At 68.7% G+C, this 25,355-nt stretch carries 24 protein-coding genes; 11 read left to right on the top strand and 13 right to left on the bottom strand.

From position 1 onward, the window contains the following. Positions 1-358: 358 nt before the first annotated feature. The 4 genes from ACQEU6_RS12365 to ACQEU6_RS12350 all read right to left on the bottom strand — a co-directional run bounded on the left by ACQEU6_RS12365 (position 359) and on the right by ACQEU6_RS12350 (position 4,560). A complete protein-coding gene (locus ACQEU6_RS12365; RefSeq protein ID WP_499331574.1) occupies positions 359-1,279 on the bottom strand; it encodes a hypothetical protein in 921 nt (306 codons plus the stop codon). Positions 1,280-2,061: 782 nt separating this feature from the next. Continuing rightward, positions 2,062-3,546: an NF041680 family putative transposase gene (locus ACQEU6_RS12360; RefSeq protein WP_499331572.1), complete on the bottom strand. Its 1,485-nt coding sequence runs from the start codon at positions 3,544-3,546 to the stop codon at positions 2,062-2,064. A 77-nt stretch (positions 3,547-3,623) separates the two neighbouring features. After that, positions 3,624-4,166, bottom strand: a complete 543-nt coding sequence (locus tag ACQEU6_RS12355; RefSeq protein ID WP_499331571.1) for a hypothetical protein — start codon at positions 4,164-4,166, stop codon at positions 3,624-3,626. 136 nt (positions 4,167-4,302) lie between these two features. After that, on the bottom strand, positions 4,303-4,560 hold the full coding sequence (locus ACQEU6_RS12350; RefSeq protein WP_499331569.1) for a NucA/NucB deoxyribonuclease domain-containing protein: 258 nt from the start codon (positions 4,558-4,560) through the stop codon (positions 4,303-4,305). 162 nt (positions 4,561-4,722) lie between these two features. On the opposite strand from ACQEU6_RS12350, the gene ACQEU6_RS12345 reads away from it, so the two are divergent. Next, positions 4,723-5,487: a C40 family peptidase gene (locus ACQEU6_RS12345; RefSeq protein ID WP_499340161.1), complete on the top strand. Its 765-nt coding sequence runs from the start codon at positions 4,723-4,725 to the stop codon at positions 5,485-5,487. On the opposite strand, the gene ACQEU6_RS12340 is transcribed toward ACQEU6_RS12345, so the two are convergent. After that, complete coding sequence (locus tag ACQEU6_RS12340; RefSeq protein WP_499331567.1) at positions 5,475-5,948, bottom strand: hypothetical protein; 474 nt, start codon at positions 5,946-5,948, stop codon at positions 5,475-5,477. The two genes, ACQEU6_RS12345 and ACQEU6_RS12340, sit on opposite strands and share 13 nt — an antisense overlap. Before the next feature lie 19 nt (positions 5,949-5,967). Beyond that, positions 5,968-6,216, bottom strand: a complete 249-nt coding sequence (locus tag ACQEU6_RS12335) for a hypothetical protein (RefSeq protein WP_499331565.1) — start codon at positions 6,214-6,216, stop codon at positions 5,968-5,970. A gap of 192 nt (positions 6,217-6,408) precedes the next feature. On the opposite strand from ACQEU6_RS12335, the gene ACQEU6_RS12330 reads away from it, so the two are divergent. Together ACQEU6_RS12330 and ACQEU6_RS12325 are read left to right on the top strand one after the other, a co-directional pair. Beyond that, on the top strand, positions 6,409-7,218 hold the full coding sequence (locus ACQEU6_RS12330) for an MBL fold metallo-hydrolase (protein WP_499331563.1): 810 nt from the start codon (positions 6,409-6,411) through the stop codon (positions 7,216-7,218). Beyond that, complete coding sequence (locus ACQEU6_RS12325; RefSeq protein WP_499331561.1) at positions 7,218-7,799, top strand: TetR/AcrR family transcriptional regulator; 582 nt, start codon at positions 7,218-7,220, stop codon at positions 7,797-7,799. The genes ACQEU6_RS12330 and ACQEU6_RS12325 overlap by 1 nt, the downstream gene beginning before the upstream one ends. Before the next feature lie 24 nt (positions 7,800-7,823). Here the strand turns inward: ACQEU6_RS12325 and ACQEU6_RS12320 are convergent, their stop codons facing one another. Further along, positions 7,824-8,285, bottom strand: coding sequence for a hypothetical protein (locus ACQEU6_RS12320; RefSeq protein ID WP_499331559.1), 462 nt, complete (start codon positions 8,283-8,285; stop codon positions 7,824-7,826). Between the two features lie 888 nt (positions 8,286-9,173). On the opposite strand from ACQEU6_RS12320, the gene ACQEU6_RS12315 reads away from it, so the two are divergent. Next, a complete protein-coding gene (locus ACQEU6_RS12315; protein ID WP_499331557.1) occupies positions 9,174-13,532 on the top strand; it encodes an NACHT and WD repeat domain-containing protein in 4,359 nt (1,452 codons plus the stop codon). A 378-nt stretch (positions 13,533-13,910) separates the two neighbouring features. On the opposite strand, the gene ACQEU6_RS12310 is transcribed toward ACQEU6_RS12315, so the two are convergent. The 3 genes from ACQEU6_RS12310 to ACQEU6_RS12300 form a co-directional block, all read right to left on the bottom strand. Continuing rightward, positions 13,911-15,458 (bottom strand): M4 family metallopeptidase, encoded by a 1,548-nt coding sequence (locus tag ACQEU6_RS12310; protein ID WP_499331556.1) that lies wholly within the window; start codon positions 15,456-15,458, stop codon positions 13,911-13,913. 500 nt (positions 15,459-15,958) lie between these two features. Next, entirely contained in the window at positions 15,959-16,117 is a 159-nt protein-coding gene (locus ACQEU6_RS12305; RefSeq protein WP_499331554.1) for a hypothetical protein, read from the bottom strand. A gap of 178 nt (positions 16,118-16,295) precedes the next feature. Then, positions 16,296-16,634 carry a hypothetical protein gene (locus tag ACQEU6_RS12300; protein ID WP_499331552.1) on the bottom strand — a complete coding sequence of 113 codons (339 nt, stop codon included), beginning with the start codon at positions 16,632-16,634 and terminating at the stop codon, positions 16,296-16,298. Between the two features lie 362 nt (positions 16,635-16,996). Between ACQEU6_RS12300 and ACQEU6_RS12295 the strand changes: the two genes are divergently transcribed. Together ACQEU6_RS12295 and ACQEU6_RS12290 are read left to right on the top strand one after the other, a co-directional pair. Beyond that, positions 16,997-17,359, top strand: a complete 363-nt coding sequence (locus ACQEU6_RS12295; RefSeq protein WP_499331551.1) for a hypothetical protein — start codon at positions 16,997-16,999, stop codon at positions 17,357-17,359. 148 nt (positions 17,360-17,507) lie between these two features. Then, on the top strand, positions 17,508-18,002 hold the full coding sequence (locus ACQEU6_RS12290) for a DUF1269 domain-containing protein (protein WP_499331550.1): 495 nt from the start codon (positions 17,508-17,510) through the stop codon (positions 18,000-18,002). Here ACQEU6_RS12290 and ACQEU6_RS12285 read toward each other — a convergent pair. Next, positions 17,899-18,414: a DUF308 domain-containing protein gene (locus ACQEU6_RS12285; RefSeq protein WP_499340159.1), complete on the bottom strand. Its 516-nt coding sequence runs from the start codon at positions 18,412-18,414 to the stop codon at positions 17,899-17,901. The genes ACQEU6_RS12290 and ACQEU6_RS12285 overlap by 104 nt on opposite strands. Positions 18,415-18,721: 307 nt before the next feature. On the opposite strand from ACQEU6_RS12285, the gene ACQEU6_RS12280 reads away from it, so the two are divergent. Both ACQEU6_RS12280 and ACQEU6_RS12275 read left to right on the top strand, forming a co-directional pair. Then, on the top strand, positions 18,722-19,081 hold the full coding sequence (locus ACQEU6_RS12280; RefSeq protein WP_499331549.1) for a hypothetical protein: 360 nt from the start codon (positions 18,722-18,724) through the stop codon (positions 19,079-19,081). Beyond that, on the top strand, positions 19,075-19,521 hold the full coding sequence (locus tag ACQEU6_RS12275; RefSeq protein ID WP_499331547.1) for a hypothetical protein: 447 nt from the start codon (positions 19,075-19,077) through the stop codon (positions 19,519-19,521). The genes ACQEU6_RS12280 and ACQEU6_RS12275 overlap by 7 nt, the downstream gene beginning before the upstream one ends. Before the next feature lie 877 nt (positions 19,522-20,398). Here the strand turns inward: ACQEU6_RS12275 and ACQEU6_RS12270 are convergent. Further along, a complete protein-coding gene (locus tag ACQEU6_RS12270; RefSeq protein ID WP_499331545.1) occupies positions 20,399-20,764 on the bottom strand; it encodes a hypothetical protein in 366 nt (121 codons plus the stop codon). 824 nt (positions 20,765-21,588) lie between these two features. On the opposite strand from ACQEU6_RS12270, the gene ACQEU6_RS12265 reads away from it, so the two are divergent. Both ACQEU6_RS12265 and ACQEU6_RS12260 read left to right on the top strand, forming a co-directional pair. Beyond that, entirely contained in the window at positions 21,589-22,899 is a 1,311-nt protein-coding gene (locus tag ACQEU6_RS12265; RefSeq protein WP_499331542.1) for an MFS transporter, read from the top strand. 122 nt (positions 22,900-23,021) lie between these two features. Further along, on the top strand, positions 23,022-23,345 hold the full coding sequence (locus ACQEU6_RS12260) for an ATP-binding protein (protein ID WP_499340157.1): 324 nt from the start codon (positions 23,022-23,024) through the stop codon (positions 23,343-23,345). A 327-nt stretch (positions 23,346-23,672) separates the two neighbouring features. Here the strand turns inward: ACQEU6_RS12260 and ACQEU6_RS12255 are convergent, their stop codons facing one another. Beyond that, a complete protein-coding gene (locus ACQEU6_RS12255; protein WP_499331540.1) occupies positions 23,673-24,161 on the bottom strand; it encodes a DUF1579 family protein in 489 nt (162 codons plus the stop codon). A gap of 87 nt (positions 24,162-24,248) precedes the next feature. Here ACQEU6_RS12255 and ACQEU6_RS12250 point away from each other — a divergent pair, with 87 nt between their 5' ends. Next, positions 24,249-25,007 carry a metalloregulator ArsR/SmtB family transcription factor gene (locus ACQEU6_RS12250; protein WP_499331538.1) on the top strand — a complete coding sequence of 253 codons (759 nt, stop codon included), beginning with the start codon at positions 24,249-24,251 and terminating at the stop codon, positions 25,005-25,007. Positions 25,008-25,355 lie beyond the last annotated feature (348 nt).

The following is a 25,355-nucleotide window of genomic DNA, read 5'->3' as shown; positions in this document are numbered from 1 at the left end:
GATCGCATCGCCCTGGCGAGCAGGCTCCGGACAGCCGGCCTTTGCGCGGCAACCGAGCAGCGCCGCCCCCCCCGTGAGATGAGCTCGTCGGTATTGAGGCCGCCCCGAGCGGGCCGAAAGTGCCCGGACCCGGTAATCGCCGGGCTGGTGTGGGGGATCTGACGTCTGGGGGTGTCGCGGCGGGGCCGGAGGAGTCCGACCACCACGGTGGCTCTCTGATCGGCTCCCCAGGGCTCCATCGGTCCAGATGTCTTCAATGAGAGCAAGATCAGGTGCGGGGTCTCCGACCCGAGGGAGCGAGTCCAGGTGCTCGTCAGCGCGCGTCGATGGAGTCTGCCGGCCCCCTCCGGCGGCGGCGTCACTCGTGGTCAAGCTCCGAGTGTCTTTTCAGGAGGTCGGCTGCGGGAGTCCGATAGGGGGCGAGGGTCTGCAGGACGTCCCGGGTGTTCTCGATCCTGTCCTCGTTGATGGTGAAATGGCCCGCGTCGACCACGGCGTCATCCGCGTCATTTCCCGGGATGACCACACCGACGATGCCGCCCTTGTCAGTGACCAGGGCCCGGTCACCGGTCAGGCATCTCTGGTCCAGCGGCGACACCTCCTCCCGGATGACCACGTCCAGCACGATTCCCGCGTCCAGTTGTTCCCGCAGGACCTCGAGCAAGGCGTCGTCGATCTCGGAATTCGACAGGACCAGGATACGGTGCAGCGTCAGGCCGCCATCCGTGACCGCGGACCGTTCTGCCGCGAGATAGGTGGTATCGCGGCCGGTCCACCAGTAATCGTTGCCGGTCGCGCTGAGGGCGGTCATCTTCGTCAGTTCGAGCAGGATTCCGGGACGGAACTCCTGGCGGCGCCCGAGCAACGACCCGCCGTTGGCGAGGTCGCGCATGTCCTCGGTGAACGCTCGCTGCCGTGCCTCGCGCAGTTTCAGCAGGATCGCGCTGTTGCGGTCGTCGATCTGGATCCACTGCTCCGCGATCTCGCGGACGAACGCCTGACACTCGGAGGGGGCGTCGGCCAGCGATTTGGTGATGGCCAGTGCGGCGGAGATCTCGGCGAGCTGGTTCTCGTCGTGGTGGATGCTCTCCTCGCGACGGAAGAACGCATCGATGACCAGGGTGAGGATGACGCCGGCGAGGGTGACGAGCAGAGCGAGCCGCCCGGTGATGCCCCCCAACCCGGCCACCACGGTCATGGTTCCAAGCGCGACCGAAAGCAGCCCGCCGAAGACGAGTCGCCCGCGCTGCCACGGAACCGCCGGCTTGCGTTCCGCCACGACAATGACTCCTCGCTGCTCAGGCGCTCATAGAAGGGCTCCGACTGATCATTTCGGGGGCGTCCATTGCCGAGCATGAACCGCGCCAACAGGTCGCATGGCAGCATTTCAGGAACTCTGCCCCTGAGTCTGTGTCGTTTGCCACACTGGCTGACCGTCACCGCGGCCGCGAACTGCCGCCGCACCAGTGGCCGCGGAGCGGCGCCCAGGATCGGGTGTTGATGGCTTCAATGTCCGAGTTCATGGCAGGTCGCCTGATTGCCGGGCAGGGGCACTGTCGTCGCCCGCGGGCCCGGTCGGGCGCGACCACGACACCCGAGGCACTTCGAACGATTCCCGTTCAATGGGAATCAGGACTCCTGTGCACGCGGTGGAAAGACGTTGCACGAGGTGACCGGGTAGAACGTCGGGTTGGCCTTGCCGAACGGATTCGACGTCCTGTACCTGGAGACGTTCCGCGGTGACGAGAGGCCGCGCTTGCCACAGCACTTGGAGGGACGGTAGCCGGCGCATGCCAGCGGCGTCCGACCGGTAGGAGGCGCTGAACGGCATCGTCGGGATCGCCGCACCGGTCATCGGCCCGGACCGGGATGTATCGGCGGCCGTGTCGATGTCCGGGGCGTCGGCCGGATCGACACCACGCGGATTGACGCCGCGGTGCTGACGACGGCTATGAAGCTGCTGAAGGGCATCGTGGCCGATGAGTTGCTCGTCCCTTACACCCACCGGACTGGCCTGAACCGACCCGGATCGACCTCTCGAACACGCGCTTAGCTTGTTCTTTAAGCTGCCTGGCCGAAGCGAGCGGTGAGGGTTGTCTCGCGTCTGATCGTTTTGCCGACGTCGTGGATGGTGGCGGGCTGGCGGTTGGTGGAGCCCGGCGGTCGTCCGGGGCCGGGTGTGGTGGGTTTCGGTGCGCTGGCCGGGCAGGCGAGGGTCGGGCGGATGTTCCGAAACCCGCGGCGGACACGGGCGGGGGTGAGCCGGCCGGGCTCGGCCGGTTTCTCCCAGGGTCGTCGTAGGTCGTCGGCGAGCCGTCGGGCGAGCCGGAGTCGGGTGTGGGCGGCGATGACGATCCAGGTCCAGCGGTCGGCGGCCTGGGGGGTGCGGAGCTTGGGACGGGTCCAGCCCAGCGTCTGTTCGAACAGCCGGAAGGTGTGTTCGAGGTCGAAGCGCCGCAGGAAGGCGTGCCAGAGCCGGTCGGCATGGTCGGCGGTCGCGCCGGTGGCCGAGGACCACAGCCAGACCGGTTTGGGGTCACCGGTGCCGGGGATGCGCTCGACCTCCAGCCGGATCAGGGTGCCCTCGATGATGGGCAGCCTGCCTTCGTGGTCGAGCCAGGCGGCGCGGTGGGTGAGGCGTGGACGCAGCCGGTCCCACGACATCGCCGTCGCGGTGCCGTACCGCGCCGTCCGGGTCGTGGTGGTGTGCTGCGGCTGCGGCCAGGTCGCCGGGTTGGCCAGGGCGAACTCGCCGCCGTGCCGTGGCGGCCGTCCGATGAAGTGCGGGTCGCGGGGCGGTGCGGGCAGCCGCAGCCCCCGGTCGCAACGGATCCTGCCGACCAGTTCGACGGGCAGATCACGCAGGGCGAACGCCGGCCGGGTGACGTCGTGGCCGGCGTCGCAGACGATCAGGATGTCAGGGTCGCCGTCACGCCACCGCCCGGCTGCGAGCAGGCGTTCCACCACCTGGCGCAGCTGGGCGGCGGTGACCGCGGTGGCGTCGTCGGCGGGGCCGAGCCGCACCGCGTCCAGCACCGCCGTCCACGAGGTGCGGCCCGTCTCCAGCGCCGCGACGAACGAGTACGGCCAGCCCGGGATGAACTGGGACTGGCTCTTGGCTCGCCCGTAGACGTGGCAGAACAGCCGGTCGGGCGAGGTCGCCGCGTCCGGCCGCAACCACGGGCTGACGTCGACGGCCAGCACGATCCGCCCGCCCGCCGCCCGAGGCGGCGGCAACGCCGCCAGCGCCCAACGCAGCCGCGCCACGTCGATCCGGCCAGAGTTGAGCCCGTCGTGCAGGGCACCGTGCCCGCGCCGGTGCTCGGGCACCAAGGTCAGATCCACCAGCGTCTTCACCGGCCCGTCCGCGCACAGCACCGCGTCCGTCAGCTCGAACAACACGTCCGCCCGCGCGGTCAAGCACCCGAAGAAACCCGCCCGGAACCGGGACAACACGCTGCGCTCATCGACACCAGCGCGCTCATCCAGCAGACTCAACCCACGGCCTCCACGGTCGATCACATGTCTTCTTGGTCGTTGACACATGATCACGTGGAGGCCGTCCCATGTCCGCCAAACACCGCAGATCGCCACCGGGCGGCCAGGCAGCTTAAAGAACAAGCTTAGGAGTGGCCCTGCTCCTTGGATGTGGCGGCGTCGGTCGCTGTTGACGGTACCCGTCCTCGCGGATCGAGCATGATCTCTTGGGTGTCGATCGCCGGCATGGCAGACGGGTCGGGTCCGGGGTCACCAAAGTCGTGAACGGCATCGGTATCGAGGAAGCTGTCCCGGGTCTGCATCCACTCAGGCATCTGGGCCATGGCGTCTTGGATGCGGTCACGTACTCGCCGTGTGGTGTCCGCGTTTTCGGTGTCTCCGACTTCTTCGGCGACCTGCGCCCAGCGATCGACGATCGCGTGGGCCAACGCCCACTGGGTGAGCGTCAACACAACGACGATCTCCTGGTCTTGCGGCGGCCAGTCCTGGCGGCCCTTGCTATGGAGTATCTGGTCCCAGGCGTCTTCGCGGATGCTGGTGGCCAGTGCCACGATGCCAGTGGGGTTCCCAGTCACGACCGCGCCGTCGATTTCATTGTCGGTCGAACCGTCCACGGCTCCCCACTGGGCGACGGTCATCGAAATCGGATGCCTGGAGCCGACGGCCATGACGCAGTCCCTTCTTCCGCGGGGTGGGCAGGGGTCCGTGCGTAACGCAGAAACCCCTGCCCGACTGATGCTCAGATTATGCGACGATGTCTACCCAGAAGGGGTCCGACTCAATGATCCGGAAGTTGTCGAACCATCATGAGCGGTATCCGCCTTCGGTGCTGTTGTCGGTGTCTTTGACCAGCTCCCAGTTGAAGTCTCCCTTGCCATGCAAAGCCGCACCCTGGTGGGTTGCAGCGAAGGGGTACTCGTCGCATTCCTCGCCGGTGGGACGAGGGCTCGGGCAGTCCTGCAAGCCTCGTAACGGTTCTTGTTGATCAGAGTGGTGTCCATCAGCCGTGTCAGGGGCACGTCGACGGCCGGGGTTCCGGTGTAGCCGTCTTCTGCCGCGCATCGGCGGCGAACACCTGCAACGGCGAAAAGATCTTCGTCGAGAGTCCAACCTGGATGCCACGAACTGTCAGTTGCGGTCATGGGGGCGGTCGTCTGCCCTTCCCGGCACGGAATGTGTTGGTGAGGTCACGTGGCGGGCCCGTGGAGGCCCGAGGTGATCGAGATGGCGAAGTGTGCGGTGGTAGCGGCAGACCACGTAAAAGGACCCGGTAACGGTAATCAGGTGAAGTCATCCTGCTCGCCGGCCACAACTCGGCCGCAGGAACCGACTCAGAACTGGCCGGCGCGCCCACCGCCGAAGCCGAACGCGCCATCCCACCGGCCATTTGGCAGTACAGTCACGCCGACTGGTACGTCCGTAAAGTCCTTGGCCGAGCCGCTCACTTCGCCGCCCCCACCGCCACCGGACGCGGCGCCACCGCCGTCCACGCAGCCCCTGCGCTGGCTCGGCACCCCCTACTCCTGGGGCGGCAGAGGCCCCTCCGGCCCCAGCTACGGCACCGCCCATGGAGCCGGCACCAAAGGCTTCGACCGCTCCGGCCTCACCCAATACGCCTTGGCCCAAGCCGGCATTCGTTTACCCCGGGTCGCCGCCGACCAGTACAACGCCGGAACCCACATCCGCCACCAACCTCCGCAACCCCGCCACGATCCACCACGTCGGCATCTACTGCGGCCGCGGCCGCATGATGCACGCCCCCCACACCGGCGACGTCGTCCGTATCTCCCGATTCATCGGCCGCCCCTATCGCGAACGCCAAAACAGTGGGCCTGCCATCGCGAGATCATGCACAACGGCCTGCCAGGCCATATGCATCGAAAACCAACGGCAATCGCCGAGCCGCCTTCCTGGTATGGACGCGAGGCCTCACGTACCGCCGGTACAGGAACGCGCTACTGGGCCGCGGGCCCACGTCACGATCCATAGGACGAGACGGGCAAGGCCGCTCGGAGTTGCTCACACAACGCTTCCACCTCGGTCTCGCCTGGCACTGCCCCTTCACGGAACATCGCCATCTGCAGTGCCGGGCCGAACGCGTCGAACCGGGCCATGTCAGCCTTCACTGCGGGCTGGACCACGAAATGCAGGTGACCAGGCACAGCATTCGCATGGGACCAGAGGCATACGTAGACCTGCTCAGGGCGGAGGACCTTCGTCACCGCTGCGGCCACCTGCTGTAGCAACGGGCCCAACGCCGCACTCTCGACCACGTTCAACTCGGCGACATGGACGACGTGCCGCACCGGCTTGACCACCAACGTCCCCAGGCCGAGCGGGCCCACCGAGTGCTCGACGACCCAACCCGACGACTCCGCCAGACGACCTCCGGGAAGAGGACGGACCCCGACAAGAAGATCGCACGCGAGACATCCAGCGACAGGTTCCATAGCAGCCATCCTCCAGGCATCAGAGCGCAATCGCCGCCAGAGATTCGCACCGGCCGGCAATTCCCCGAATCACTACGCCTACCGGCTCGCCAAACAGGACCAGTTCCCGTGCAAGATCGTCCGCATCGGCACCTGCTATCGCGGTGGCAGGCGAGCTGACCGGGGGTTCCGACCAGGGAGGATCGGCGTCGCACGCCCGGTACAGACCAGCGATCTCCTCCCCGGTTTCCCGGGCCGCCCGCCCGTCCAGGCGCGTCGCACTGTCCACTCGGTCCCCTTATTGCGAGCTACCAGCTATTGCGAAGCTTATGCAATAAGAAGCGGCCTAGTGAATCTACAGACTGGTCTAGTAGTTAGATAGACCGGTCAGTAGCCTCCAAGAATGCGCATCCACCATCTGAACTGCGGGACCACCCGGCCTCTGGGCGGGCGTCTGGTCAGCGGGGCCGCTCGTCCCCTGGTGTTCGCCCGGCAGGTGTGCCACTGTCTGCTGATCGAGACCGGCGACGGCCTCATCCTGGTCGACACGGGATTCGGGCTCGGCGACACCGCGCATCCTGAGAGGCTGGGCCGAAGGTTCCGTTTCTACGCCAGGCCGGTGCTGGACCCTGACGAAACCGCAGCCCGCCAGGTCGTACGGCTCGGCTACTCGGTCGACGACGTGCGCCACATCGTGCTCACCCACCTGGATGTCGACCACGCGGGAGGACTTGGGGATTTCCCGAACGCCAAGGTCCACCTGTCGGCCGCCGAACTCGACGCCGCACGCCGTCCGCTCACCGTGCAGGAACGTTTCCGCTACCGATCCGCGCAGTGGTCACACGGCCCGGACTGGGTGCCGCACTCCACGGTCGGAGACAACTGGCTCGGGTTCTCGGCCGTCCGGGACCTGCCCGGGATTCCGCCCTCGATCCTGCTCATCCCGCTGGCCGGACACACCCGCGGGCACCTCGGTGTCGTCATCGACACCGGCGGCGAGGGCAATGGCGGGTCGCGACGCTGGCTCGTGCACGCCGGCGACGCTTACTTCAACCACGGCCAGTTGGAGCGTGACCCCTCCTCCCCGCCGTTCCTCACGGTGTTCCAGTCGCTGCTGCAGGCAGATCGAACCACCCGCGTGCACAACCTGGACCGGCTCAACGAACTGGCGCTGACCGGCGAAGCGAACATCTTCTGCGCCCACGACAAGTTCGAACTCGACCGTGCCCGGGCCTCGGACGTGACCGGCGCCGAGACCGGCCCGCACGTCCAGCCGGTCGCCGAAGCGTGATGGCGGCCCGGGGAGAGACCAAGCAGCGGATCCTTGACGCGGCCAGGATCCTGTTCCACCGGCAGGGCTACCACGCCACCGGACTGAACCAGATCATCGCCGAAGCGGCCGCGCCCAAGGGGGTGCTGTACTTCCATTTCCCCGGCGGCAAGGAACAACTCGCCGCCGAGACCGTCGTGCAGGCCGGCCAGGAACTGGGACTGGCCCTCGACGCCATCCTGGCACGGTCCGACGACCTGGCCACGGCCGCGCACGGCATCGCCGAACTCCTGGGTGCCGCCCTGGAACAGACACAGTTCCGCGAGGGCTGCCCCATCGCCGACGTCGCCCTGGACGTGGCCGCGGACAGCGAGCAGGTACGGGCCGCCTGCGCCCAGGGCTACCAGCAGTGGATCGACCTGATCGCAACTCGCCTGCGGCAACGGGGAGTCCCCGACCACAGCACCCAAGATCTCGCGGTCTTCGTCCTCTCCTCAATAGAAGGAGCACTACTGCTGGCCCGGGTGCAGCACGACACCGCACCCCTGCGGAAAATCGCCACCCGCCTCACCAGCGTCATCGCCAACGAGATAAGAGACTGAACCGGTACTGGACGCACCCGGGGCTCACTGCCTCCATGCCGCGATATCGAGGTCGAGGCGGCAGCGTGGTACTCGCCCTGACCATGGGCGCACGCGTCGTCGTAGCCTGCCGTCACCCAGTCGAAACGGCTTCTGCAACGACGCCGTCGGTCGAGCCGGGCTCAGGCTGGACGCGGGGCCGCCGGTCGGCTTCCGCCGGGCGACGGTCACGAGGTAAAGGATCAGACCAGCCGTGGTGAGGGCGAAGCCGGCCCGGACGGTGGGCAGGGTTCCCCAGCCGGCCCCGATGGTGACCGCGCCACCGAGCGCGCCCAACGAGTTGGCCAGGTTGAGAGCCCCCATCAAGGCCGGGGCGTCCGGAGCGAAAGCGGCGAGCGCGATCGGGATGAGCGAGGCGTCCCGCAGTGCCGCGTCGGTGACGAACGGGCCGATGAACGTGTAGACGGCGAAGATGCTGGAGATGCCGAGCACCGCGACGGCGCTCATCGTCCAGACGTCCAGCCGACGCAGGGCGCCCAGTTCGTTCCTGATGGAGCCGCCGCGCAGGTCATCGGTGCGTGGCAGCCAGGTCAGCAGGGGTGGCCACGGTCAGGCCTCCCATCACGGTGGCGAACGCCTTGCCGCCCTTGCCCGGGCCGTACACGTACGCGGCGACGACGGCCCCGGCGCCGAAGAACGCGCCCTGCTCGCCGCCGGCGATGAACCGGAAGACGATGAGCAGCGCGATGTTCGGCGCCAGCGCGGAGCGTCAGGGATGAGCCGGGCGGCGACGCCGTTCCAGCCGGATGCGTCGGTGAACGCCCCGTGCACCAGCACCACGGTGGGCTTCTGCCGGCCCTTCGGTCAGGTCTGTGCCCGTGCGTGCGGTCCGGTCAGCACAGCGTCGGCGACTGCCGCGACGGTCAGCAGGGCTTGGCGGGATGTCGTCACACCGCCGCGGAGCGGGCGCGCAGCCGATCCGCGGCATGCGAGTCCCGTCCCGCGCCCGCGCCCGCGCCCTGAGCGCACTGGCCCGGGGGCTCACCGCGCCGATCCGTCCTGAAGCTACGGACCGTGGTCTCCCCGGCGTATGGGGCGCGGAACCTGCCGATAGTGGCGGCGGGAACCGGGGAGGCCCTCCACGGCCCAGTGACCTGCGGAGGTCGTTGCTGGAGCGTCGCCCCCTATAACCGAGGACCTCGGGAAATGGGCGGCGCGCAGGAAGGGCGTCGGGTCAAGGGGGCGGACGCCGAATCGCTGCCGCCTGGCCGCCGGTCGGATGGCGGGCCCGTAGGAGTTGGCGAGGCGTGGACGGAGGTCGCTTGGCCGCATCGAGCCGCTCACCGATGCGAGCGTCCGCTGCCGTGTGCGGTGGGCGATACTCGCGAAGTGGGGATGACGGGGCCTGGGGACGACCAGCGGCATCTGATGCGCCAGGGGGTACGGGCGCGGGTCGTCCAGCTGGCGCGGACGACGGGGGACAAGGGACGCCGCTTGTCCTCCCCGGTGCTGCTGGCGGTGTTGTCGGCAGGCGCGTTCGGGCCACTGCTGACCTCAGGGCTGGGGGCGGCGGCGCTGACGGTGGCAGGGGTGGGCGCAGTCACGGCGGTCGGCGGCAACGTGCTGTCCGATGTGGTGAAGGACGGGTTAGCGCGGCTCGCGGACGCAGAGGAGGAGCCGTCGCGTGAGGATCTGGAGACGGAACTGGAGCGCCGGATCCAGCAGGTCCTTGAGGACGGTGGAGAGAGGGCGGAGGAACTCCGGGGCGATCTCGCCCGGGTGCTGCGCGAGGTCGGCGTGGTCGGTGCCGCGATCGAAGCCGCGATCCGCACCGGAGACCACGATCTGCAGGCGCGGCTGGCCGCAGGGCTGGCCGCGCTGGGCGAGGAGTTCACCGAGTTCGCCTTCCTGCTGGGCGACCTGCGCGTCCAGTTGGGGACGATCCGTGAGGGCCTCGACCAGCAGAGCGTCGAGCTGCAGGCCGCGGTGGACCTCGGATACCGGCAGGCCGTCGACACCCGGAGGCTGATGGGGCTGGTCGAGGTGATCGAGCAGCGCACCCGAACGGGGGACGAGACCGCTCCCGCGCAGCCTGGGTGGAGCGGCGCCCCGTACCGGGGGCTGCTGCCCTTTCACCAGAGCGACGCCCCGATCTTCTACGGGCGGGAAACGCTCACAACCCGGCTCGTCAGCGCCCTGGCGCGGCGTCCTGTCGGCGCCGGGCCGCTGGTGGTGACCGGCGCGTCCGGCGCGGGCAAGTCGTCCCTGCTGCGCGCGGGACTGCTTCCGGCGATCAGCAAGGGTGAGCTGTCGGAAGCGGCCCGCGACTGGCCCCAGCGCGTCGTCGACGGGCTGGCCGGCGGCCCACTGGCGAGCCTGGCCACCCCCCTGGCCGGACTGGCAGGTCTCGGCGCTCCCGCGGTGCTGCGCACCCTCACCGACCACCCCGACAAGGCCCACCTGCTGATCGGCCAGGCCGTCGAGGCCGACGCGCTCCGCCGCGACCTGCCTGGTCCCGCGGCGGCCGGACGCAAGCTCATCCTGATCATCGACCAGTTCGAAGAACTCTTCCGCCTCGACGCCGGGGACGGCGGACGCGAGCAGGCCGAGGCGGATCGGGCGGCGTTCATCACGGCCCTGCACACGGCCGCGACCGCGCCGGCGGGCCCCGGCGGCGTCCCCGCCGCCGTGGTCGTGATCGCGGTACGAGGCGACTTCATCGATCGGTGCTCCGAGGACTTCCGGCTGGCCGCCGCGCTCCAGGCCGGTCCTTTCGTCGTCGGCCCGATGTCGGCCGCCGGGCTGCGGCACGCCATCAACGGCCCCGCCGACGCCGCCGGTCTGAGCATCGAGCCCGGACTGGTCGACACCATCCTCGGTGAACTGAGCACGCCTGCGGGGCGCCTGGACCCGGGCGACCTGCCGCTGCTCTCGCAGACCATGCTCACGATCTGGGAGAACCGCGAGGGCGATCGGCTCACCAGCCGCGGCCACGACCGCACGGGCGGCGTGTCCCAGGCCGTGGCCACCAGCGCAGAGACCGCCTTCGCCGAGCTCACCAGCGAACAGCGGACGCTCGCCCGCCACGTGTTCCAGGACCTGACCGCCGTCTCCTACGACGGCCGCCTGATCCGCCGCACCGTTGCGCGAACCGCCCTCCGCGGCGCGCACGACGGATCGGACAGCGCCGGCATCGACCGGATACTGGAGGTCTTCGCCCGCCGGCGGCTCATCGTCGTCGACAGCGAGAACGTCCAGATCTCCCATGAGGCCCTGCTCCGCGAGTGGCCGCAGCTGCGCCGTTGGCTGCACGCGGACATCACCGAGCACGCCCTGCGCAGCCAGCTCCTCGACGACGCCGGACTCTGGCGCGACCATGAGGACAACGGCTCGTACTTGTACCGCGGACTCCAGCTGGCGACGGCCCGGCAGGCGGCGTCCCGCTGGGCCGAGGACCAGGAGCGCTACCCGCCGCTGCCCGCCGTCGCCGCGGAGTTCCTCGCGAGCAGCGGCCGGGCAGCCCGGTGGGCGGCCCGGCTCCGCCGCGGCACCGCCGTCGGCCTCGTGCTCCTCGCCGCCGCGGCCATCGGGGGAGCCGGCGTGGCCGGCCGGAACGCCCGCGATGCCGAACGCCAGCACTCCATCGCCCTGTCCCGCCAGCTCGCCGCCCAGAGTCTCGCCGCCGAGCCCGTCGTGGCGCGGCAACTCGCGGCCGCCGCCTGGCGCGTGTCCCCCACGCCCGAGGCCGGCAGGGCCATCACGTCCCTCCTCGACCAGCAGCGCACGATCCTGGTCGGCCACACCGGACCGGTGCACGCGCTGGCGTTCAGCCCGGACGGCCGGCTGCTCGCCAGCGCGGGCACCGACACGACGCTGCGGCTGTGGGACCCGGTGACCGGCGGCCCCGCCGGCCGGCCGATGAGCGTCGGCGGCCAGATCTACGGGGTCGCGTTCAGCCCGGACGGCCGGACCGTCGCCACCGGGGGAGCGGGGAACGCGGTCCGGTTCTGGGATCCGGAGACCGGCCGCTCAACCGGCCGGTCGACGGCCAGGGCCGGCGCATGGGTCACCGGAGTGTCCTTCAGCCCCGACGGCCGACGCGTGGCCACCGCGAGCCAGGATGGCATGGTCGAGCTCTGGGATCCGAAGACCGGCCGTGTGGTCGGCGCACCGTTGCGAGATCCCGCCGTCCGCCCCCAGGGCCTCCTCGCCTACAGCTTCCCGGAGGGGCTGAGCTCGGTGGCCCTCAGCCAGGACGGCCGGATGGTCGCGGCAGGCGGGAACGACGGCACGGCACGGCTGTGGGATCCCGGCACCGGTCGCTTCCTTCGACGAGTCAAGCACGGTTCCGCGGTCACCGGGGTCGCGTTCAGCCCGGACGGCCGCCGGCTGGCCACCGCGGGCTATGACGGCGTCGTCCGGCTCTGGGACCCGGGGAAGGGCCGCGCGACCGGAAGCCCCCTCACAGGCCATATCGACGAGGTGACCGGGGTCGCGTTCAGCCCGGACGGCCGCCGCCTCGCCACCGCCGACGGCAACGGGACGGTGCGCCTGTGGGACCCGGACACCGGCCGCATGGCCGGAACTTCACAGACCGGGCACACCGGTGACCGGTACACCGAGTCCTACTATCCGGGTCTCGTCCAGACAGTGGCGTTCAGCCCGGACGGCAGGCGACTGGCGACCGGCGGCGTCGACGCGATGGTCCGGTTTCTGGACGCCCTTCCCCGGCGCTCGTCGGACACGACGCTCACCGGCTACCGCACCACCGTCGGAGGGCTGGCCTTCGCCCCGGACGGCAGGACCCTCGTCACCGGGGCCGGCGACGGCACCGTGAACCTGTGGGACAGCCTGACCGGCTACCGTGCCGGAAAACCGCTGAACGGCCACAAGGTCATGGTCACGGCGGTCGCCGTCAGCCCGGACGGCGCCAAGGTCGCCGGCGGCGACTACGACGGCAAGACGATCCTGTGGGACCGCAGGACCGGCCGCCGGATCCGTGCGTGGGGCGGCTGGGAGGACACGGTCACCCAGTTGACCTTCAGCCCCGACAGCCGGTCCCTGGGCATCGCGAACGGTTGGCAGACAAGGGTGTGGAGCCTAGACCCGCCGAAGTACGTGCTCGGGGTGCCTCCACGTGACCACAAGTACCCTCCGACATGGGGCGGTCTCAGCCCGGACGGGCGCCTGCTCGTCACCACTGAGGGCAACGGCACCGTTCGGCTCTGGGACCCGCGCACCGGTCGTCCCATCGCCACACTGACCGCCGGGACGCGCAGTAAGGCTCACACGGCTGTGTTCAGCCCGGACGGCAGGTCACTCGTCATCGGCGCAATCGACGGCACCCTGCAGTTCTGGGACCTGCGTACCCGCCGCCCCGTCGCCGCGCCGGTCCGCGCGTCCGATGGAAGCGTGCTAGCGCTGGCCTTCAGTCCGGACGGGCGGCTCCTGGCCAGCGCCGGGGCCGACCCCGACAACGCGATCCGGCTCTGGGACCCACGAACCATCCACCGGCTCGGTGCGCCGCTCACCGGCCACACTGGCCGGATCGACGCGCTGGCGTTCAGCCCGGACGCGAGGACGCTCGCCAGTTCCGGCGCTGACCACAGGGTGCGGTTTTGGGACCCCACACTGCACGTCGACCCGGTTCGCAGCATATGTACGAGATTCGGTCCGCTTCCTCCCAGGTCGTGGAAGAGATTCGTGCCCAACGAGCCCATGCCTGATGCCTGCCCGAAGTCCTCCCAGCCCTGACTCACGCCAATGGAAACGCGCAGAACGTCGGCTCGGTGTCGGGCCCGGCCACCGGGAGGAGCCCTCGCGGTGGAGCTCAGGGGTCCACGGATCTACCCGAGCCCGCGCAAGCGCCTGACCTGACGGTCAGATAGCGCGCAGTCGAGGGGCACAGGCTGCTGCGGCTCGACCTCCGCAACTACCGTGAGAGGAACGGAGGCCTCCGACCGGCGCGCCCAGGTATGGGACCTGACCGGTCGACGTCCCCTCGGTGCCGTCCTGGAGAGATATGCCTACAAATGGCACCTCCCGTGAACGATGAGCACGCCCGGTGCGGGGCCTCCGCACCGGGCGTACCGGGAGGTCGTCAGCGACGTCCCATGTGCTCTTTCGGACGGATCAGCAGGCCGGCTCGCCGCTCTGCGCGGGAACGTTGATGGCGCTCCACGCCGCCTTCACCGCGTTGCACTCGGTGGCCGAGCCGGGGAACAGCTGCAGGGCCGCGTTGACCGTCTCGACGCGGGCGCGGGCGTGGCTCCAGCTCGTCACCTTGCGGTTCAGGCCGCCCATGAAGATCTGGCCGGCCTTCTGGATGCCGATGCCGGTGACGGTGGAGCTGTTGCAGGTCGGGCTGGCCGGGTTGCCGTTGCTCGGGTTCGAGCCCTCGGCCAGCAGGTAGAACCAGTGGTTCTGCGGGCCGGCCGCCGCGTGCACCTCGGTGCTGGGGATCGAGGACGAGTAGCAGTTCGGGTCGCCCAGCGCGGACGGGTTGTACATGTTGCGGATCGGGCCCTGGCCGACCAGGTCGACCTCCTCGCCGACCAGGTAGTCGGGCGGGTCGTAGGTGGAGGGCTCGTTCATGTAGTGCTCGGTGAGCGTGCCGAAGATGTCGCCGGCCGACTCGTTCATGCCCCCCTTCTCGTTGCCGCTGCCGCCGCTGGAGCCGCCGGGCGTGGTCTGGAAGATCGCGTGGCCGTTCTCGTGGCCGACGACGTCGACGGACGTGGCCAGCTTGGTGTTCGACTGGTTGTGGCCGAAGTTGGTGTAGCTGCCGTTCCAGTAGGCGTTGACGTCGTTCAGACCCACGCGCGAGGGGAAGCCGCGGCCGCTGCCGTTCGTCCCGTTGCGGCCGAGCCATGCCTTGAGCATGTCCCATTCCTTCTGGACCGCATACAAAACGTCCACGCAGCCGGTCTCCAGGTTCGTCCCGCTGCCGTTGCCCCAGGCGCTGTCGGTGCCGGTGTAGGCCGAGCCGCCCTGGCCGCCGCACTGGTGGCCGGGACGCGAGGGGTCGGTCATTGACGTCGCCGCGGTGCTCAGGTCCACCGTGCCGTGGTAGAAGCTTCTGTCATCGGCGGCGTCGCGGACGTCATCGAACGTCCCGACGACCTTGCCGGTCTTGGCGTCGACGAACACGTGCAGTTTCGTCTCGCCCTTCTTCTGGTGACCGGTGACGACCGTTTCGTAGACCAGGCGTCCCCTGCCCTCCGCCAGCACGGTGAGGCGGGGGGCGGAGACCGTGTCGACCTTCGCGACCTTGGCGCGCGACACCGCGGCGGCCTGCGGCGCCTTGATCGTCGCCTTGACGCCGACGTCGAGCGTCGCGGCCTGGTTGACCGAGGTGCTCAGCACACCGCCGTCGGCGTTCGTCGTGACGACGATGTCGCCGCCGTAGACGGGCAGGCCGTCGTACGTGCGCTGGTACTCCACGTACTGGAGGCCGCGCAGGCCCGAGGTGACGTTCGTGCGGAAGATCTTGTCCTTCGGGGCCTTCATGAACTCCGCCGGCTTGGCGGCCACGAAGGTGTCGGCCGAGACCGCCGCGAGCGTGCGGGGGTTCGGCTTGGCCGGGGTGGTGCGGGCGGTCGCTCCTGTGGCGGGGACGGACATCGCCACGGCGAGGCCGGCCGCCAGCGCCGCCGCCCCGATCGCGGTCTGGTGTCTCACAGGGGTGCTCCTTCCACGGGCCCGACGGCACAGGGCGTTCGAAGCCTCACGTGGGAGCGGCCTGCGACGCCCTTGCCGCCGGGGGGATAGGGGACGTTTCGCTCATTCGGGATGAGCTGCCCGAAGTGCACCTTGTCGGACTTGAACGTGTCAATATATTCAAAGCAGTACGAATTTTCACAAACCAAGAACTGAGGCACTGTATGCGAGGCAAATTCCCTGGTGAACGGCATCCGGCCCGGCCCACCGGAGTTACGGGCGGCACCGGATCCCGGTGAACGGAGGTCGGCCCCGGGTATCCGCGCAGCGGCCTCGTCCATCACCCGACGCCGCGGGCACTCCGCGCCGAAACAAGATCATCGATCAGAACGCCCATGGGCCGCCGATCGACGGCGATCCAAAGGAACTGCACCCGGCCTCTGCCGGCCCTCGCACCCTTCGCCGAACGGAGAAGGACCGCGGTGGCGTCGGGCTGGCCGAACTTGCGCAGGCCGTGAAGCTCACCGCGGGGTGGCGGTCAGGTTGAGGGCGAGGTCTTCGGTGCGCAGGTAGCCCGGGTGGTCGGCCAGGACAGCCAGAATGTCGCGGTAGGCGGGCGGGAGCGGCGGCCCGACTGCGCAGGAGCTGGTCGGGGACCGGCGGGGTGGCCGGTCGATCACGCGGCCGCGGCGGACCTTGGCCCTTTGGTCCTACTCGCGCGTCTTGCCTCCGCCACCGGACGACTGCGGGGCCGGGAGGAAGGCCGAGGTAGTGGTCGATTGGTGGTGACCGCCGCGTCGGCCGACTGGTCGTGCGGGTAGTGCATAGAGCGGTGAGGCAGGCGACCACTGCGCGTTCCTACGGCTCGGCGGTGTCGCTCTGGCTGATGGTCTTCAACTCGATGAATGGGGTCGCCGGTGTGTGGTTGGGCGAGGACGGCGACCTGTCGTCTCGGCGGCCGATGCCATTGTTGGAGAGCATCACGTCCAGCGCCCGGTCCAGTCTTCGCAGGCCGTGGTCGGTGGTCGGGTGATGGCGTAGCCGCCAGGTCGGGTACGTGCGCACGAACGACCATTCGTGCGGCTCCGCGCTCTGCGAGGTGTCGAGCGCGGGCAGCAGATGCTCCAGCACGATGTGCTCGGCGCTGCACCAGTCGGCGAATGTGATGACGTGCTGCGGCCACTGCTGGGCTGTCATCCGGCCGGTCTCCCTTCAGGCGTACGAGGTCAGGTGATCAGGAAGCAGGAGCCCCAGCCGGAAAGGACGCAGCGTCGGTGCATCGTCATCGGCTCGGGGTCCGTCGCGGGTGATTCCGCGTGGGGCCTCACCGAGGAGGCCGGGTTTCGCCCTTCCTGCCACGGCCATGCTGATGCTGTTCGGGCGGGGGATCCGGGGCGAGATCGGGGGACCGGGTGAGCGAGGGGCGAACGGTTGCCGAGCCGGAGCCGGAGGAGCGGGCGGACTACGCCGGCGCGGTGTACGGATCCTTGCTGGCCGCTTCGGTCGTGGTGGGGGCGAGCCCGCGTGAGGAACCGGCGTCTCCCGCCACGCTCATCGTGTTGCTGCTCGCCACCGGGTTCGTGTTCTGGCTGGCGCACGTGTACGCCCGCCTGGTCGGAGACCGAAGGCACGCCGTCCGGCTGAGCCGGGCGGAGATCCGGTCGGTCGGACGGCGCGAGTGGCCCCTGGTTCAGGCGATGTTCCCGCCGGCGGTGGCGGTCGGGCTGTGCCGGCTGCTCGATCTCTCCGATTCGGCCGCCTCCTGGGCGGCATTGGTGGTGGCGCTGTGCGGTCAGGTGGGCTGGTCGGCCGTCGCGGGCGCCAGATCGAACACCCCGGTGTCCCTCACCTTGCTCACGGCCGCGGTCAATCTCCTCCTCGGCCTGATCATCGTCGCCCTCAAGGTGCTGCTGTCGCATTGACGGACCTTGCGCCGCTCTGCATGAGGCGCTCCGTGCCGAGGGCACAAGGCCACTTCATCCTTCTGGGGGGATGGTGTTCGTTCCCGGCCCCGGTTGGCTGAAGCCGTCAGACACCCGGTCGGAAGACGACCAGAGAGGCGGTACGGCGGTGGCCGAACTGATCGCAATCGGATACCCGGACGAGGCGACGGCCTACGAAGCCGAGCGCCAGGTCCGCAGGCTCGGCGACGAGTTCGTCATCCAGGCCGACGCGGTCGCGATGATCTCCCGTGACGGCGACGGCAAGTTCCACGTCAGCACCAACCACCACGCGGTCGCCGGCGGCGCGACCCGGGGCATGTTCTGGGGCCTGCTCTTCGGCCTGATCTTCTTCGTCCCGTTCCTCGGGATGGCGATCGGCGCCGGCATGGGGCCGCTCATGGGAAGGATCGAGGAGTCCGGCATCGACAAGCACTTTCAGAAACAGGTCCGCGACATGCTCCAGCCGCGCACGTCCGCGCTGTTCATGGTCGTCCAGAAGGTCACGCCGGACAAGGCGGTCACCGCCCTCGGCAGGTACGGCGGCACGGTGCTGCAGTCGCCGCTGTCCGAGGAGACCGAGCACGAACTCCAAGAGGCTCTGCACGGCGCGCATCAGAATTGAGGGCCGCGGGAACGGTACGGACCTGAACGCGCTCCGCCCGCGAGGAAGCGCCGGAACGCGTCCTCGCGGGCGGAGCGCGAGTCGGATGTGGGACGTCAGGTGACCGGCGCCTTCGTGACGGCGTGCCGGATCCAGAGCGCGACGAGCACCCCGCCAGCACCGAGACCACGAGCGTCGGGCGGCGTCCCGGACGGGCCTGGTCCGACAGCACGATGACGAACTCGATGACGCCGCCCGCCAGCCAGGCGATGCCGACGATGAGGGCCAGCACCGCGACGGTCCGATGCACGTCGCGCAGCGCGAGCAGCCCCACCACCAGCGACAGTGCCCCAAGGACGGCGAAGAGCACGTGTGAGCCTCCGTCCCCCTCGGCGAAGACCGCCTGCAGCAGGGCCCAGTGGCCGTCCGCCATGCGCAAGAGCGGATAACTGTCGCCTTCTTCGGGCGGGCGAGGAAGGTCGGCGGCGGGATTCGGCTGGTCACGGACATGGTGTCCCTCCGGTGCGGTGGTGCCGGTCATTGCCGCGTCGGCTGTGAATCGTCGCCTCGCCGCACCTGTACGGCATCACCCGCACCAGGTGGGCGCACGCGGCGGCCCGTCCCGTCGCGAGCCGGCCCGGATGAGTCACGGCGGCGCAGGTTCAACCTCCGGGAGTGACGCTCGGCCGGGAAGACCACCGGACCCTGGCACGGGCACGTTCCAGGAGAAGGGGACGCCGGTGACCGATACGAGGCTCCCTCCGCACTCGCGGGCGAGGTCGCGGAGGGTGCTGTTCCCGCTCGCCCTCGCGCAGTTCATCTGCGGCTTCGCCGGGTCGAACATGAACGTGATGATCAACGACATCAGCCGGGCCCTGGACACGACGGTCCAGGGCGTGCGGGTCGCCATCACGGTCTTCCTGCTGGTGGTGGCGGCGCTGATGATCCGGCGGCAATCTGACCGACCGATACGGACGCAAGCGGTCGTGACGACCGGTCTCGTCGTCTACGGCGCGGGCGCGCTGCTGTCGGCGGCGGCGCCGGACCTGGGTGTCCTCAGCCTCGGCAACTCCCTCGTGGAGGGCATCGGCACGTGCTGATCACCGGGCTGATCCGGGCGATCAACGATCCGCTGCCTCCCGATCCCGCCCGGCCCTTCGACCTCCGGGGCGCGGCCCCAGAACGTCCAATGGCTCATGCTCATGGGAACCTCGTTCACGGTGGCCGCATACTGCAGATCGTGCGCCACTACGACGCGGTCCGGACCGGCGTGATCTACACTGCGGCCACCGCGGGCCTCCTGGCGTCCTCGCTCGCGGCCGAACGCCTGGCCAGACGACGAGCGCAACGGACCCTCATCGTGGCGGGCTTCACCGTCACCATCCCCGGCATCGTCATCCTGATCGCCCTGGTGCACGCCTCCTCGAACCCGTGGGCCTGCACACCCGGGCTCGATTTGATCGGGTTGGGCCATCGGCCTGATGCTCACCCCTTCGGTCAACGTGGTGCGGTCGAGCTCCGGGCAGGACCAACAGGGTGAGATCTCGGGCCTGTCGCGCAGCGTCTCGAACCTGGGCTCGTCGCTGGGCACCGCGATCGCCGGCACCATCCTCGTCGCGGGCGCCCCGATCGGCACGCCTACGCGGCCGCGATGATCGTGCTCATCGCCATCGGCCTCATCGGCGCCCTGTTTCCGCCGCGCACCAGCACGGCCAATGCATCCTCTGAACCCGCACGAGCGCTCGAACCGGCCAGTGAGCACGGATGCGTTCTCAACGGTCTCGTTCGTTTAGCAGCGTTCGGAGTGGCATTGCTGGGACGACCGTGTCCCGGTCACCGCCATCGCGTTCGCCGACGCGATCGCTGGCGGGGGAGTCAAACGGCGGAACGGAGCCGAGCATTCATGGCGACCCCTCGAACGAGTCGCCTCGAAGGTTCCCTGGCCGTCCGGGCAACCCGGAGACGTCGCCGATGACTCACGCGCCACCGAACCTTCGAAGAAGGGCGCCGGTTATCGCACTCAGCGCCAGCGCCGGGTCGGCGCCTCAGACTCCAGCACGAATGCCGCGGCCCGACCTGCAGGGGTTGCTGTGGGTGGTGCGGGCGTGCTCGACGGTGCGTAGCCGGGTCCGGCCGGCTGTCTCGCACAGACTCCACGTCAGTCGCAGGGCTTCCGTCGCACCCCGTTCGGAAAGTCCACCGCCGCTCACGAAGGGTTGATCTCAGCTGATGTTCACTCTCACCTATTCGCCGCTGACTCCAAGGAGCGTCGGCAAATCCTCGGAGGTGCAGTCCTCCGACTGTCGAGGAGTCCTTGATGGATCTCCGGCGGCTCATCGGGCGCGGCAGGGATATTCATGCCCGTACGTTTGGGGTGTCGAGTGATACGCTCGTTGGTTCATTTGACTGGTGCGGGGTTACCTGCCCAAGGCACCGCACTCCTGAGCTGCCCATACCTTACGGCCCTTATATTTGAGGGGTACCCAGGTGTTCTCTTTCGCGGCACCGGCGTAGCAGCGGTACGTGCCCCCGCGCTTCGCTCCCCTGCAGTAATTGTACATGCATGGAAGACTTTTGCCTTTGCCGCGGACCGTGCCAACTTTCGCATATTTTGTACTAGGGTCCGTGCGAATATTGTATTGGTTCTTGAACTTGCCGCCCATCGTGTACAGGCGGCCGATCGCCTGGGTCGCAACGCTGCCCTCATCGGCAATTACGGGCGTCGCAAAAGCCGCAGTGACCAGAGTTGCGCCCGTCACGGCTATTGAAATTTGTTTGATCATGGATAAACTCTACAGAGCAATAAGCGAACTGTGCAAGTGCCCGTTCGGGCCTGTGTGTGGCCGCGAGGCGCAGCATGTCATAAAGGACCTGCATAATGGATAGAAAAGGAAGGACCGCTAATGGCTGCGCTGAACGCCGAAACGGCGTACTGTTGACCGTGGAGGAGGCGCGAACGTTCTTGCTGCTCGGGCGTACCGCGATGGACGGCCTGATCAGTTCCGGAGGCGTCGAGTCCGTGACCATCGACACCCTGCGCAAAAAGAGTACCGCCGAAACACGCCCGAAGTACTACGTCGCCAACCCTGCTGGGTGCAGTTCGGCCCGAGCCAGCCGCAGCCCTCGGGCAAGCTAACGCCGGGGCAGAAGACCAGGGAACCGAGCGGCACGTAGTGCCGAGGCCAAAGGCAGTTTTTGGCAAGTGTGTTTGAGAGTTCGAAAGCTTCGCGGAACATGGGATGGGGCGCTTCGCCGACCGCCGAGCCTCTGAGCCCACACCACACAGGGCTCGGTCCAGGACGCTTCTGCAGGTGGCGAGCATGTCGTGCAGCGCGGTCTTCTCAGCGGGTCGACACTGAGGTGAGGGCGGCGCCTTCAACCAACTCATGTCCATGCCGACGATCGCGCGGGCCTCCCGCCAGTAACCGTCGCTTGCCGTCGATCGAGCACGGCCTCGTTCTCATCCTCAGGATGGCTTCTCCGGCGCGCAGGTGCTGATTACCGTCTCTGGCGAACGTGAAAGACGGTACCGCCGAGAGTCGGCCACGTCGGGTCGGGGTGCTCAGCGCTCGGCTTGATACGGCTCAACGCTGACTGGCTGGAGGACATGACGGAAGCCTCGTCGCGGGCTCGTCGGTTGTTCCTGGGCGGGCAGTCGATGTCCTTGCTCGGTGACGGCTGCGCGGTGCTCGCTGTGCCGCTGTTGGTCCTGCAGTTGACCCGTGACCCGCTGGCGGCGGGTCTGGCGGCCGCACCGCGGGGGATCGGCTATCTGCTGGTCGGACTGCCCGCAGGGCCGATCGTGGACCGGCTCAATCCGTGGGCGGTGCTGGTCGCCACGGATGTGCTCCGCGCTGGGGTCTTCGTGATCCTTCCCGGGCTTGTGTGGCTGGGGGCCGCCCCGCTGGGGGTCGTGCTGGCCCTGGCGTTCGTGGGCGGGGCCGCCACGGTGTTCTTCGACGCCGCGCTGACCGTCGCCGTGAAGGACCTGTTCCCGGCCGAGGGGTTGCTGAAGGCCAACTCGGCGTTGGAGAGCGCCGACCGGACATCGCAGATGGTCGGCCCGGCCGTCGTTGCTCTGCTCGCCACCTGGATCGGTGTCGAAACCGCGTTACTGATCAACGCGGCGACTTTCGCGGTGTCGCTGGCCACCCTGGTGCCGCTGCTGATCGAGGTGAGGGCAAGACGGACGCGCGGCGGTGACACCCGGGATCCGCGGTCGGCCGGTCGTCCGGCGCCCGGCAGGGGTGGCCGGGCGCGGGTGGCGCCTAGGTCGGTTCGCCTGATGCTCCGCAGGCTCGGTGAGGATCTTTGGGAGGGCCTGCGGTTCATCGTCGGCTTTCGCCCGCTGCTGGCCCTCACCATCGTTCAGACCCTGGTCAACCTCTGCCTGGCGGTGGACACCCTGATCGTCTACTTCGCCCGCGTGCAGCTGAGCCTTCCGACGCCGCTGGTCGCCGCCGTGGTCACGGCGGGCGGGGCCGCCGGGATCGCCGGGGCGGTCACCGCTCCGTTCTTCGCGGCGCGGCTGGGTGCGCTGCCCTCGATCAGCCTGGGCATCCTGCTGGCGGCCGGCTCCCTGCTGGTCATGGGAGCCAGCACCGGATGGGTACCCTTGCTGGCCGCCAACGCTGTACAGGTGTGGGCGGTGTCGGTCGCCAGCGTGATCAACCGCAGCACCCGGCAGCGCTGGATTCCCCGCGAGCTTCTCGGGCGGGTCACGACGGCGGCACGAGCGCTGTTCGTCGCAGCGACCCCGGTCGGTGCCGCCGTCGCCGGCGCGGTGACCAAGGCGTCCGGCCACGACCCGCGCCCGGCCTTCCTGGGCGCCGGCCTGCTGATCGGCGTCATCATCGCCTGCGGCTGGTTCGGCGCGCTCCGGCGATACGACACCCCGGCTGCAGTACCCGACTCCTGAGGCACCGGTCCGCACCGCACAAAGGCCCGCGAGCATCCCAACACGCGGCGTGTGGCTCCTGAAGAGTCACCGCTCAATGCGGCTGGACCGCCGGAGACGGTCTTCAGCGAAGAGATGAGCCCATCGCTTTTCTGGAAGGCCCCGAGCCTCATGATGGCCGTCGTCGAGCTCACCCATACCTGGGATTCCTCGCTGAACTCCTACGGACCGAATGCGACGACCGCGCTCGCCGTCGCTCTGAACGCCGCATCAAGGCCGCCCAGTTTCCCCGCGACAAGTCCCTGCGCGCCTGCAACTTCGACGCCAACCCGGGCATCGACCCCGCCACCATCCACACGCTCGCGACTTGCGAATGGGTGAAAAATGGCCAGCCCCCTGCCTGGTCGGCGATACCGGCACCGGCAAGTCCCACCTGCTCATCGCCCCCGGGACCGAGGCCGCGATGAAGGCTACCGGGTCCGCTACACCCTCGCTACCAAGCTCGTGAACGAACTCGTCGAGGCCGCCGACGAGAAGGTCCTCGCCAAGACCGTCGCCCGCTACGGACGCCTCGACCTGCTCTGCATCGACGAACTGGCCACATGGAACTGGACCGGCACGGCGCCGAGATCCTCTCCCATGTCCTCACCGAACGCGAAGACCACACCTGTCGGCGTACACCTCCATGTGCAAAGGCGCGTACGGATAGACGCGCAGAGCATGATGGCGTTGTGGTGCATCCGCCAGGAACGGCGAGGCGAACTCGACGGTGAGGCTTTTGATCTGCGAGGGATTCAGCGGCGAGGGATGGCGCTGGGGCTGGGAGCCCTCGTGAAGCTCATGTCCATCCAGTGCCGCCAGTTCGAGCCGTCGTCAGTGCGCTCCCATTCGGCCGTCATGGAGTCGCCGTCTTCGGCGATCACCAGCGTCGCCCGCTCCGTCTCGCCGGCGAACGTCCAGACACCCTCGTCGTCGACGCTTGCCCGCATGGTGACGAAGTTGCCTTGGTTGTCGAAGGAGCGCATGGGATAGCTCCGGCTCGTTGGATCGTAGGGTCCGATCATCTCGATGACCCCGACGTGTTCCTCATTCATGCGCACGTCCACACGGTGGATGAGGAAGTGCTCGCCCGCCAGCCACTCGTAGGTGTCCGACCCGGCGATACGGATCGCCGGGTCGATCGCGGTGGCCGTTGTACGCCCCTGCGAACGCCAACGGCCGACCAGCACGTTCAGGCGCTGGTTCTCCGATCGCGGGGCACGGGTGTTGTCGTCGCCTGACATGGCGAATCCTCGTCATCGATCGAGTTTAAGATGTTGCTTAAACCCTTACATACTGTCCTGGCAGTGCGCAAACGAAGGCGGTGGCCCATGGACGACGCGCTTCGCGCTGTGGCGGACCCGACCCGTCGCGCCATCCTCGTCCTGGTGCGGGATCGCGAAGTATCGGCAGGCGAGATCGCCGAGCGCTTTCCCGAGATCAGTCGCCCTGCGGTATCCCAGCATCTGCGGACGCTGGCAGCAGCCCGCCTCGTCGACGTCCGCCGCGCGGGCAATCGCCGCTTCTATCGGCTGCGTCCGGAGGGGTTGGCCGAGGCTGTGACGTTCCTGGAGACCATGTGGTCCACCTCGCTCAGCCGCCTCCAGTACGAAGCCGAGGAGGAAGAACGCGCGCATCGGCGACCAGGACGTGAAGGGATCGTTGTGAGCAGGACGATTGAGCAGACGTTGCACATCCGTGCGCGTCCCGAGACGGTCTGGCGGTTCTTCACCGACCCGGCACGCCTGGCGCAATGGTGGGGAACGGCCGAACTGGACGCCCGCCCCGGCGGCACCTTGCAGGTTGCGATGCACGAGGGCCCACGCCCGGTGATGCGCGGACGGTTCGTGGAGTTCGTGCCGTACGAACGTCTCGTTTTCACCTTCGGCTGGGAGGCCACACCTGGAGCGCCCGCCATGGCACCAGAGGCATCCCGAGTCGAAGTCACTTTGACCCCGGACGGTGAAGGCACCGAGCTCACCCTGCGCCACAGCGGCCTGCCTGCCGTACTCGAAGAGGAGACCAGCGACGGCTGGGCGTACCTGCTCCACCGTCTGGGCGAAACCGCAGAACGCCAGGAACTCCGCTGAACCTGGTCGAACATGCGCGTACGTCGCACCCCTGGCGCCGCCTCACGACCCTGGCCGTCGTCAAAGCCACATCACCGCCACCGGCTAACCGCCATCGGACTGTGCACCTTTACGCGTACTCGCCTCCGCAGCGGGAGGTGTACGCCGACAACGCTCACACAGGGTCACGAGAGCCATGCCCCAGGCCCACGGGCATGGCTCTCTTTTTCAGTAACACTCCAAGGCAGTTGATCAGCAAGTGGCTCTCAAACCGACCGACACATGGCTCTCGGATCCACCTTCATAGCCACACGACCGACTTGTCGACGACACGTGAAAACTGACCCCCAGGCGGCGGCCGAAATCTGA

The organism is Spirillospora sp. CA-108201 (genome assembly GCF_050936235.1).
Classification (GTDB): domain Bacteria; phylum Actinomycetota; class Actinomycetes; order Streptosporangiales; family Streptosporangiaceae; genus Spirillospora.
The sequence above is the reverse complement of the archived record's forward strand: the minus strand, read 5'-3'. Positions and strand labels throughout refer to the sequence as shown.

Bases quoted from the DNA above. Each gene is read 5' to 3' on its own strand.
- ACQEU6_RS12360 (WP_499331572.1), bottom strand. From the start codon at position 3,546: ATGTGTCAACGACCAAGAAGACATGTGATCGACCGTGGAGGCCGTGGG.
- ACQEU6_RS12355 (WP_499331571.1), bottom strand. From the start codon at position 4,166: ATGGCCGTCGGCTCCAGGCATCCGATTTCGATGACCGTCGCCCAGTGG.
- ACQEU6_RS12350 (WP_499331569.1), bottom strand. From the start codon at position 4,560: ATGCGCGGCAGAAGACGGCTACACCGGAACCCCGGCCGTCGACGTGCC.
- ACQEU6_RS12345 (WP_499340161.1), top strand. From the start codon at position 4,723: ATGGCGAAGTGTGCGGTGGTAGCGGCAGACCACGTAAAAGGACCCGGT.
- ACQEU6_RS12340 (WP_499331567.1), bottom strand. From the start codon at position 5,948: ATGGAACCTGTCGCTGGATGTCTCGCGTGCGATCTTCTTGTCGGGGTC.
- ACQEU6_RS12325 (WP_499331561.1), top strand. From the start codon at position 7,218: ATGGCGGCCCGGGGAGAGACCAAGCAGCGGATCCTTGACGCGGCCAGG.
- ACQEU6_RS12320 (WP_499331559.1), bottom strand. From the start codon at position 8,285: ATGAGCGCCGTCGCGGTGCTCGGCATCTCCAGCATCTTCGCCGTCTAC.
- ACQEU6_RS12315 (WP_499331557.1), top strand. From the start codon at position 9,174: ATGACGGGGCCTGGGGACGACCAGCGGCATCTGATGCGCCAGGGGGTA.
- ACQEU6_RS12300 (WP_499331552.1), bottom strand. From the start codon at position 16,634: ATGACAGCCCAGCAGTGGCCGCAGCACGTCATCACATTCGCCGACTGG.
- ACQEU6_RS12285 (WP_499340159.1), bottom strand. From the start codon at position 18,414: ATGGCGGACGGCCACTGGGCCCTGCTGCAGGCGGTCTTCGCCGAGGGG.
- ACQEU6_RS12270 (WP_499331545.1), bottom strand. From the start codon at position 20,764: ATGATCAAACAAATTTCAATAGCCGTGACGGGCGCAACTCTGGTCACT.
- ACQEU6_RS12265 (WP_499331542.1), top strand. From the start codon at position 21,589: ATGACGGAAGCCTCGTCGCGGGCTCGTCGGTTGTTCCTGGGCGGGCAG.
- ACQEU6_RS12255 (WP_499331540.1), bottom strand. From the start codon at position 24,161: ATGTCAGGCGACGACAACACCCGTGCCCCGCGATCGGAGAACCAGCGC.
- ACQEU6_RS12250 (WP_499331538.1), top strand. From the start codon at position 24,249: ATGGACGACGCGCTTCGCGCTGTGGCGGACCCGACCCGTCGCGCCATC.